This is a genomic window from Bradyrhizobium shewense (assembly GCF_900094605.1).
GTDB classification, from domain to species: domain Bacteria; phylum Pseudomonadota; class Alphaproteobacteria; order Rhizobiales; family Xanthobacteraceae; genus Bradyrhizobium; species Bradyrhizobium shewense.
Genome location: NZ_FMAI01000070.1, coordinates 1 through 9158 on the forward strand (window position 1 = coordinate 1; position 9158 = coordinate 9158).

Consider the following 9158-nt stretch of genomic DNA (forward strand, 5'->3'; position numbering starts at 1 on the left):
CCAGTCGCCTCCACCCCGATCAGGGTCGGCGGACAGGCCACAAGCCGCGCAACAAGGTCTTCCAAGCCCTTGCCGTCGCGCCCGACGGCAAATGCTTCTCCGCTCGGACGCATATGAACGTCCAACCGGTCCTTCGATACATCGATGCCAACATAGATCGCGTCCATCTGCACCCATCCTTGCGCAACCGGGCTCGCCAGGCGGCCCTCGCGACTGTTCGGGTTCAATGGAACAACGGACGGGGCGCCGCGCTGAGGTACGGGCTTCAAAGCCCTTGGATGAAGCGGTCTCCCGTCCGTTACCGCACCGGACACTCTATCCGATCCAGCGATTCGAGACTTACAAGGATGACGGTGCACGAGTGTTGCGCGTCGCATCTAGCTCTTGTCATGATCTCCCGCTACGCTCTCTCCCAATCAAAAACCCCAGGGAGGCTAACCCATGCCCAAGCTCGATCATCTCCGCCCCAGCGGCCTGCATCACAATCCCGCTTATTCCCACGTCGTTACCGCCACCGGCGCGCGCACCATCTACATTTCGGGACAGGTCTCGACCGACGAGGAGGGGCGGATCGTCGGCGAGGGCGATATCGCCGCGCAGACCACGCAGGTGATGCAAAATCTCGGGCACGCCCTGAAAGCGGCCGGTGCGAGTTATTCCAACATCGTGAAGATCACGACCTTCGTCGTGAACTACAAGCCGGAGCTGCGCCCCATCATCGGCAAGGCCCGCTCGGCCTTCTTCGAAGGCATGGAGCCGCCGGCCTCGACCCTGGTCGGCGTCTCCGCGCTCGCCGCGCCGGAATGGCTGATCGAGATCGAGGCGATCGCCGTCGCGGATTGATTTTCGTAGTTGCGTAGGATGGGTAGAGCGCAGCGAAACCCATCGTCCTGTCGCCCGGAATGACCTTGATGGGTTTCGCTACGCTCTACCCATCCTACTTTGCTGCGGACATAGCTTGAAGAACAGCCATTGCTTCGTCGGCCCTGTCGGCGGGCACGAAGAGATGGTCGTGATGGAAGGCGGAGACCGCATTCACGCTGATGCCGGCTTCAGCGAGACGGGCCGTGATCGCGGCCAGGAAGCCCACCGCGTCGAGTGCCGAGTGAATCGTCAGGGTGATCAGGCGCGAGGGGAACGCGTAGCGCAGCCCCGCCGCTTCGGCCTCTTCGCGAGGGATCACCAGCGTCGTGCCTTCCTGCTCGCGAAATGTCAGCAGCGGATTGAGCCCTGCGGGCACGGACTCGTTCTGCGGTATCGCGCAGAACACGAAGGTGCCGTTCAGCATCTCCGGCTTCATGTTGCTCAGCAGCGCGTCGAGATCGCGTTCCCCTGTCACGGGCCAACCCCTGAAGCCTTGGCCAACATACCTTTGTATATCTCCTCTAATCCTTCTCATACGCCGACCTTACGCTGGTACAATTGAGCGACGGCGGGAGATTCTTACAATTTGAGTCCACTCGGGTCACTGCGAGGAAGCTCAAATGAACGTCGTCATTCGAAAGCTAAACGGCTTGTGGCACCTCATCATCGGGTCTTGTCAGATCCGAACCCCGTTCTTGGAGACTCAGGATCGGCAGCTGGTCGTTCAGTATGCCCGCCGCGTCTATCCGGGTGCACGGATCTTCGAACGCGACTAAGTTGAGCAGGACTCGGTCACTCCTGCGCCTTCTCCGGCCCGTCATATGCGATGCCGCGGATCACCGCGGCGCTGCCGAACTTCTTGCGCAGGCTGTCCACCGCGCGCTCGGCATGGGCGGCGCGGCGGTCGAGCATGTCGGTGTCGTCGGCGGGCGAGCCCTCGCGCAAAGCGCTGACGCCGGCGCCCATCAGGCGGAAGGCGGTGCCGTCGATCTCCTTGGCCAGCATCTCGCGGCAGATCGCAAAGATCTTTGCGGCGAGCTGGGTCGGGGCCGTGATCGACTGCGAGCGCGTGCGCTGGCGGAAATCTGCGGTCTTCAGCTTCAGCGTGACGGTCGAGCCGGCGAGCTCGCTGCTCTTGAGCCGCGACGAGGTCTTCTCGCACAGCCGCCACAGGATCTTCTCCAGCGTCGCGAAATCGCGGATGTCGGTCTCGAAGGTGGTCTCGCTCGATATCGTCTTGGCGCCCCGGTCAGGCTCGACGCGGCGGTCGTCGATGCCGCGTGCGAGCCGCCACAGCCGGCGGCCGTCGCTCGGAAACTGCCGCATCATCTCGATCTCGTCGGCCTTCTGCAGGTCGGCGATGATGCGGAAGCCGCGCTGCACGAGGCGCTCCTGGGTGGCAGGTCCGACGCCGAAGATGAAGCCGACGGGTTTCTCGGCCAGCATCACGCGCGCTTCCTCCTGGTCGAGCGCGGCAAAGCCGCGCGGCTTGTCGAGGTCGGAGGCGATCTTGGCCAGAAACTTGTTGCAGGACAGGCCGACCGAGACAGAGATGCCGATGTCGCGCTCGATGTTGCGGGCAAAGCGCGCGAGCACCTTTGCCGGGATCATGCCGTGCACCCGTTCGGTGCCGGAGAGATCGAGGAAGGCCTCGTCGATCGAGAGCGGCTCGACCAGCGGCGTCAGCGCCTGCATGGCCTGACGCACCTCGCGGCCGACGCGGACATATTTAGCCATGTCCGGCGGGATCACGGTCGCGTGCGGGCAGGCCTCGAGCGCCTTGAACATCGGCATGGCCGAGCGCACGCCGTAGGTGCGGGCGATGTAGCAGGCGGCCGACACCACGCCGCGTTTTCCTCCGCCAATGATGACCGGCTTGTCGGCAATGTCAGGATTGTCGCGCTTCTCGACCGTCGCATAGAAGGCGTCGCAGTCGATGTGGGCGATGGTCAGGCCCGCGAGCGCGCGGTGGCGGACGAGGCGAGGGGAACCGCAGGCGGAACAGCGCCGCATGCCCATGTCGAGGTCGGCCGAACAATCCCGGCAGAAGCAACGAGGCCCGGCCGAGTCGGGAACGGTCACGGCACGTCGCGCTCCCAGGAGGGGTCGCCGAGCGCGTCGCCGAGGACCTGCCGCGCCGCTGCGACGTTGGTCGGATGCAGTTCCGCGGTCGAGGCAAAGGCCTTCACAGTGGCGTCATCGCGCAGCACGAAATCGAGCACGCTGAGCAGGAAATTGGGGTCCGCGGCGGCATTGCGCAGGGTCTCCGGACCGACCCCTGTCTCGGCCAGAAACAGGCCCAGCCGCTCGGGATCGCTCGCAACGAAAGAGAGCGCCTGAATCGCAACGATTTCAGCGACTTCGCGGAGGTTGTGAACAGGCTTTTTCAAGGGGACGGTTTGCCTTTCCGTTAACTTTCGGTCTCTAATTTGGAATCATCATGCCCGAGTCTCGGCCCTGAGTCTTCCGACCCCAGGCAAGCAACTGGAAACCACATCGCAGAAAGTCGACCCTCGGGTTTAACGAAACTCAAGCGAATCTGAGGCTAGTTTGAATCCAGTTTTCGAAGCGCCGGCGAGCGGCGCCTGAGGCGTTACATGTATGGGTCTGCGGACCAATCAGGAGGGCGGGATGGCTAAGACCGTCCTGATCGTGGAAGACAACGAGCTCAACATGAAGCTCTTCCGCGACCTGTTGGAGGCGCACGGCTACCAGACCTCCGGCACCAGCAACGGATACGAGGCGCTCGACCTCGTTCGCAAGATGCGGCCCGACCTCGTGCTGATGGATATCCAATTGCCGCAGGTCTCCGGCCTCGAGGTGACGCGCTGGATCAAGGACGATCCGGAGCTGCGCGCCATTCCCGTCGTCGCGGTTACGGCATTTGCGATGAAGGGCGACGAAGAGCGCATCCGCGAGGGCGGCTGCGAGGCCTATTTGTCCAAGCCGATCTCGGTCGGCAAATTCATTGAGACGGTCCGGCGTTTTATCGGATAGGAAGTGAGTTCACAGTGTCCGCGCGTATCCTGGTCGTCGATGACGTCCCTGCCAACGTCAAGCTGCTCGAGGCCCGCCTCTCTGCCGAATATTTCGACGTGATGACCGCCTCGAACGGCACCGAGGCGCTGGCGATCTGTCAACGCGCCGAATGCGACATCATCCTGCTCGACGTGATGATGCCCGACATCGACGGTTTTGAAGTTTGCCGCCGCCTGAAGACCGATCCGGCCACGCACCACATTCCTGTCGTCATGGTGACGGCGCTCGACAGTCCGTCCGACCGCAACCGGGGGCTGGAAGCGGGCGCCGATGACTTCCTGACCAAACCCGTCTCCGACGTCGTGCTGATCGCGCGGGTGCGCTCGTTGACGCGGCTGAAGATGATGACCGATGAGCTGCGCATGCGCGCCATCACCTCGCTCGAGATCGGTATGCAGGCGCCCGAGCGCAGCGCCGTGGCCGACACCGGCAAGGGCGGCCGCATCCTGCTGGTGGACGACCGTCCGTCCTCCTACGAGCGGCTGGCGACGATCCTCGCCGCCGAGCACACCATCGACGTCGAGCCGAACCCGACGGAGGCGCTGTTCCACGCCGCCGAGGGTAATTACGATTTGCTGATCGTCTCGCTCGACCTCAACAATTTCGACGGCCTCCGTCTGTGCAGCCAGGCGCGCTCGCTGGAGCGCACGCGCCATGTGCCGATCCTGGCGATCGCCGACCCCGAGAATTCGACGCGGCTGCTCCGCGGCCTCGAGATCGGCGTCAACGACTATCTGCTGCGTCCCATCGACAAGATCGAGCTTCTGGCGCGGGCCCGCACCCAGATCCGCCGCCGCCGCTACACCGATCATTTGCGCGACAACGTGCAGAACTCGATCGAGATGGCGATCACGGACGCACTCACCGGCCTGCACAATCGCCGCTACATGGAGAGCCATCTGGCGACGCTCGCCGAGCAGGCCGCGACCCGCGGCAAGCCGCTGGCGCTGATGATCCTGGACATCGACTTCTTCAAGTCGATCAACGACAATTACGGCCACGACGCCGGCGACGACGTGCTGCGCGAATTCGCGGTGCGGGTGCGCAAGTCGATCCGCGGCATTGATCTGGCCTGCCGCTACGGCGGCGAGGAGTTCGTCATCGTCATGCCGGAGACCGATCTCCACGTCGCCGGCATGGTTGCCGAGCGCCTGCGCCGTTCGATCGCGGGCGAGCCGTTCGCGATCCACAAAGGCGCCAAGCGCATCGAGGTCACGATCTCGATCGGCCTGACCACGCTGGAGCAGAAGGGCGAGGCGGTCGCCGACGTCCTCAAGCGCGCCGACACCGCGCTCTACCGCGCCAAGCACGACGGCCGTAACCGTGTGGTGTCGCAGGCGGCGTGAGTCAAATCACGCGCGGAACGCCCGGGGAGCGGTCACCCTCGATCTCACCCGCTATGATACGATCGAGCATGCTGTCGAAATCCCGGGACATACTCTGATGCTCTCGGACCGACGGCAGATATTCCGCTCGGCTATCGATTGCTGCCGATGCAGACCGAATGCAGGCCAAGATTTGCTTTGAGATTGCGTACTCGTTCGTAAGCCCGCGAGCCTTGTGCCACAGATGGATATAGAGGGCTTGGAATGCGGGAAGGTCGAACACGTCCGCACAAAGCAGACGATCGACGGATCGCTGCTTTAGCTCCTCCAGCTGAACGTCGTAATGATTCTCTGACATCACAATTGGCTAATCGGCTCTCGTTTCCTTTTGCCTTCTGTAGCACACAGCGCATGGCGCCGACACCGGTCGCATGCGGCATGAGACTAGGCGAGGGGCAAAAGCAAAAAATGCGAAAACAACCCCATGCACAGTAGCCGACGCCAGCTAAATCAAAGACTTGCGCGACGGCTTATGCCGATCATGCCGATCCGCGAAATTGGGTCGGCGAGGCGCCGAAGCGGCGACGGAAGGCCTGGTTGAAATACGAGATATCGTTGAAGCCGCAGGCGTAGGCGATCTCGCTCACTTTGAGCCCGCCGTGCTGGCGCGACATCAGCGCCGTTCTTGCATGCTGGAGCCGCAATTCCAGCACGCGCTCGGTGAAGCTCGCTCCGGTCTCGTGCAGGACAGCCTGAATGTAGCGGGGCGACAGTCCGATCTTCTGAGCAAGGCTGCGCGGCGAGAACGCCGGATTGGTGAAATTCGTTCTGATCTCCGCAAGAATCTCGCGCAGCCGCGCTGCGCGCAAGCCCCGCAGGGTGGCGATTTCGGCGGCATCGCGGCTGGCACCCAGCGTGAGCGCGAGAAGATCCAGCACGGTCGTTCCGATGTGCCGGTCCAAATCGGGATCGCTGCCGGCGTCGTTTGGATCGAGCACGCTCTCCAGATAGCGCTTGAGATGACGCAGCGCCGGCTGGCCGGGATCGAGTGGCCTTGCCATCAGATCGTCCGCGCGAGGAACGAGCTGCAGCAGACGGTCGCGGGCGATCGTCACTGTCGCCCATTCCCCGGGTGCCTCAACGACCATCTCGGCGGTCGCGCCGTTGGTCCCGAGGAACGCGCCACCGGCTCCGGCCGCCGCATCCCGGGCGAACTGCGACAGCTGTAGCTGCGCCGTCCCGCGATTGAGCAAGAGGCAAAAATCATCGTCAGGGCCGCGTGCGATGGCGCTTTTGGACCGGGCAAACCGTCTGAGCGTTCCATCGAACAGCGTAACGCGCACATCGGAAAACTGCGCGAATTGAAACTGAGCGCGAAAGGCGCAGTCCTCGAAGCGCGAATAGTCGACGCAGCAGGTGAGCGCCTCGAATTGCTCATGCCAATGCCCGAACCGTGCGGCGTCGCCGAGGCGCGCCGGAAGCTGGTCCGAGCTGAAAGTGATCCGGTTCATCCTGACATCGCTCGGTTCGACGGTCCAGATTGCAGGGGGGCAGGCACGACGACAATCGCCTTGCCTGTTTAGCGCGGCAGCCCCGGTTTGAGGACAAGAAATTCCGGGTGCGGCAGACCAATGCGCTCCAGCCCAATTTTGATGCGCCGTAGCGAAACTCGGCGGCGCCCGCGAACAAGGTGACGTCGGCGCGTGGCACGGCGACCGCGGCTATTGCGGCGCGCGTTTGCGTCTCTTCACCGGCTTCTGCGCGCCGCCATCCACATCCACCCCCGCATTCCGCAGCAGGACCTTCGCCGCTTCCTTCGCCGCACGCGCCATCGCCGGATCGTCGCGGACGAGATCCTGTGCGATCGAGCCGTCGACCAGCAGCACCAGCTGCGTTGCGAGCGCATCCGCATCGGTCACACCGAGCTCGTTCAGGCGGTCGCGAAACCAGAGGCGGCGGCTTTCCTTGAAGGCGACCGCGATCTTTTTCACGGCGCGGTCTGTCGGGCCGAGCTCGGCGACCGCGTTCACGAACGGGCAGCCGCGAAAGTCCTTGGCCGCAAACCGCCGCTCCAGCGAATCGAACGTCGCAAGGATCTGCTCGGCCGGCGGCTTGTCGGAGGGGCGCGCGCTCACGAAGCGGCGCTCCAGATAGGCGGTGATCAGCGCGTCCTTGGACGGGAAGTGGTTGTAGAGCGTGCGCTTGGAGATGCCGATCTCGGCCGCGATGGTATCGACGCCGATGGCGCGAATGCCCTGCAGATAGAACAGCTTGTCGGCGGTCTGAAGGATCCGCTCCTTCATCGTCTGTGGGGCGGGCGGGGGAGCCATGCGGGGACGCGCATCCTCTTGGCTTGACAGCTGGGGCCCAACATAGCCTAAGTACACAGGTCTGTGTAACCAAAATCAACCGATATTTCAGACGACGGCATTTGCGCCGTGCCCAAAAGGGAGACGAAAATGCCCCTGCTGCAGGTCCTGCGTCCGACATTGCCCATCCTGATCGGCGCCTCGATCATGCTGACGCTGAGCATGGGGCTGCGGCAGAGCCTCGGCATCTTCATGCAGCCGCTGACCCATGACATCCACATTTCGATCTCGGATTTCACGCTGGCGCTGGCGGTGCAGAACCTCGCCTGGGGCTTTCTCCAGCCGCTCGCCGGCGCGATGACGGTGCGCTACGGCTTCCGTCCGATCATGATCGTCGGCTCATTCATGTACATCGCGGGCCTCATTCTGATGGCGACCGCGAACGGCCTCGTCAGCATCATGATCGGCGCGGGCGTGCTGATCGGCACGTCGCTGGCCTGCACCGCGGCCGCGATCGCGATGTCGGTGGCGGCACGCGCAGTCCCTGCGACGGTGCGCTCGACCGTGCTCGGCATCGTCTCCGGCGCGGGCTCGCTCGGCGCGCTGCTGTCGGCGCCGATCGGGCAGATGCTCAATGAGGGGTTTGGCTGGCGCGTCGGGCTTGCCGGCTTCGTCGTCATGTCGGTGCTAATGATTCCTGCCGCGTGGTATGCGGGGCGCGTCGACCAGGTTCCGCTGCCGAAGCCGGCTGCCGACGAGATCGACGATGCCACGGCTGCGACCGCGGCGAGGACCGCGTTCGGCAATGCCTCCTTCGTGGTGATGACCTGCGCCTATCTCGTCTGCGGCATGCAGCTGGTCTTCCTCACCACGCATCTTCCGTCATACCTCGCGATCTGCGGCCTCGATCCGATGCTGAGCGCGCAGACGCTCGGCATGATCGGCGGCTTCAACGTGCTCGGCTCGCTGTTCTTCGGCTGGGCCGGCCAGCGCTGGAACAAGCTGGCGCTGCTGGGTGCGATCTACATCCTGCGCTCGCTGGCGCTCGCCTGGTACTTCATGCTGCCGGCAACGCCGTTCTCGACGCTGCTGTTCGGCGCCATTATGGGCTTCCTCTGGATGGGAGTAGGGCCGCTGGTCGCGGGCGCGGTCGCCGAGATGTTCGGCCTGCGCTGGCAGGCGATGATCCAGGGCCTCGCCTTCATGAGCCACCAGATCGGCAGCTTCCTCGGCGCCTACGGAGGCGGGGTGCTCTACGACGCGCTCGGCTCCTACACCATGGCCTGGCGCATCGGCGTCGCGCTCGGTCTTGCCGGCGGCATCGTGCAGGTGGCGTTCGCGCTTGTCAGGCCGTCGCAGCCTCCGGCGCCGGTGTTGCGGACGGCGTGAAGCGTCCTGGGCTTAGCATCTCCCACCGTCACCCTGAGGTGCTCGCCTCTGCGGCGAGCCTCGAAGGGCGACGGCCCGGCTGCATCTCGACCGTTCATCCTTCGAGGCTCCCGGCGCGATGCTCTTGCATCGCGCCACTCGCACCTCAGCGACTGTGTTCTTTGTCAAGCGGGTTGCCATGGTTTTCGATCCCTGAGCATGGCGTTGAGGATGGTGATGAGCTTGCGGGCCA

At 64.0% G+C, this 9158-nt stretch carries 9 protein-coding genes and 1 pseudogene; 4 read left to right on the forward strand and 6 right to left on the reverse strand.

Annotated features, from left to right (window positions below; all coding sequences use genetic code 11):
* Positions 1-167, reverse strand: a pseudogene (locus GA0061098_RS46820) (IS110 family transposase); the annotation flags it as partial.
* 274 nt (positions 168-441) lie between these two features.
* Between GA0061098_RS46820 and GA0061098_RS42860 the strand changes: the two are divergent.
* Positions 442-843 carry a RidA family protein gene (locus GA0061098_RS42860; RefSeq protein ID WP_028143958.1) on the forward strand — a complete coding sequence of 134 codons (402 nt, stop codon included), beginning with the start codon at positions 442-444 and terminating at the stop codon, positions 841-843.
* 94 nt (positions 844-937) lie between these two features.
* Here GA0061098_RS42860 and GA0061098_RS42865 read toward each other — a convergent pair whose 3' ends face one another.
* The 3 genes from GA0061098_RS42865 to GA0061098_RS42880 form a co-directional block, all read right to left on the reverse strand.
* Positions 938-1339, reverse strand: coding sequence for an ACT domain-containing protein (locus tag GA0061098_RS42865; RefSeq protein WP_091968078.1), 402 nt, complete (start codon positions 1337-1339; stop codon positions 938-940).
* Positions 1340-1656: 317 nt separating this feature from the next.
* Positions 1657-2946: a DNA polymerase IV gene (locus GA0061098_RS42875; RefSeq protein WP_091968081.1), complete on the reverse strand. Its 1290-nt coding sequence runs from the start codon at positions 2944-2946 to the stop codon at positions 1657-1659.
* Positions 2943-3254 (reverse strand): DUF3572 domain-containing protein, encoded by a 312-nt coding sequence (locus tag GA0061098_RS42880; protein ID WP_091968084.1) that lies wholly within the window; start codon positions 3252-3254, stop codon positions 2943-2945. The genes GA0061098_RS42875 and GA0061098_RS42880 overlap by 4 nt, the downstream gene beginning before the upstream one ends.
* Positions 3255-3495: 241 nt before the next feature.
* Between GA0061098_RS42880 and GA0061098_RS42885 the strand changes: the two genes are divergently transcribed.
* Both GA0061098_RS42885 and GA0061098_RS42890 read left to right on the forward strand, forming a co-directional pair.
* Positions 3496-3861 carry a response regulator gene (locus tag GA0061098_RS42885; RefSeq protein ID WP_008566616.1) on the forward strand — a complete coding sequence of 122 codons (366 nt, stop codon included), beginning with the start codon at positions 3496-3498 and terminating at the stop codon, positions 3859-3861.
* Between the two features lie 14 nt (positions 3862-3875).
* Positions 3876-5249, forward strand: coding sequence for a PleD family two-component system response regulator (locus GA0061098_RS42890; RefSeq protein ID WP_028143954.1), 1374 nt, complete (start codon positions 3876-3878; stop codon positions 5247-5249).
* Between the two features lie 518 nt (positions 5250-5767).
* Here GA0061098_RS42890 and GA0061098_RS42900 read toward each other — a convergent pair.
* Positions 5768-6739, reverse strand: coding sequence for a helix-turn-helix transcriptional regulator (locus GA0061098_RS42900; protein ID WP_091968089.1), 972 nt, complete (start codon positions 6737-6739; stop codon positions 5768-5770).
* Positions 6740-6949: 210 nt separating this feature from the next.
* Positions 6950-7558, reverse strand: a complete 609-nt coding sequence (locus GA0061098_RS42905) for a TetR/AcrR family transcriptional regulator (RefSeq protein ID WP_091968092.1) — start codon at positions 7556-7558, stop codon at positions 6950-6952.
* A gap of 129 nt (positions 7559-7687) precedes the next feature.
* On the opposite strand from GA0061098_RS42905, the gene GA0061098_RS42910 reads away from it, so the two are divergent.
* Positions 7688-8926, forward strand: coding sequence for an MFS transporter (locus GA0061098_RS42910; RefSeq protein WP_091968095.1), 1239 nt, complete (start codon positions 7688-7690; stop codon positions 8924-8926).
* The last annotated feature ends 232 nt before the right edge of the window (positions 8927-9158 follow it).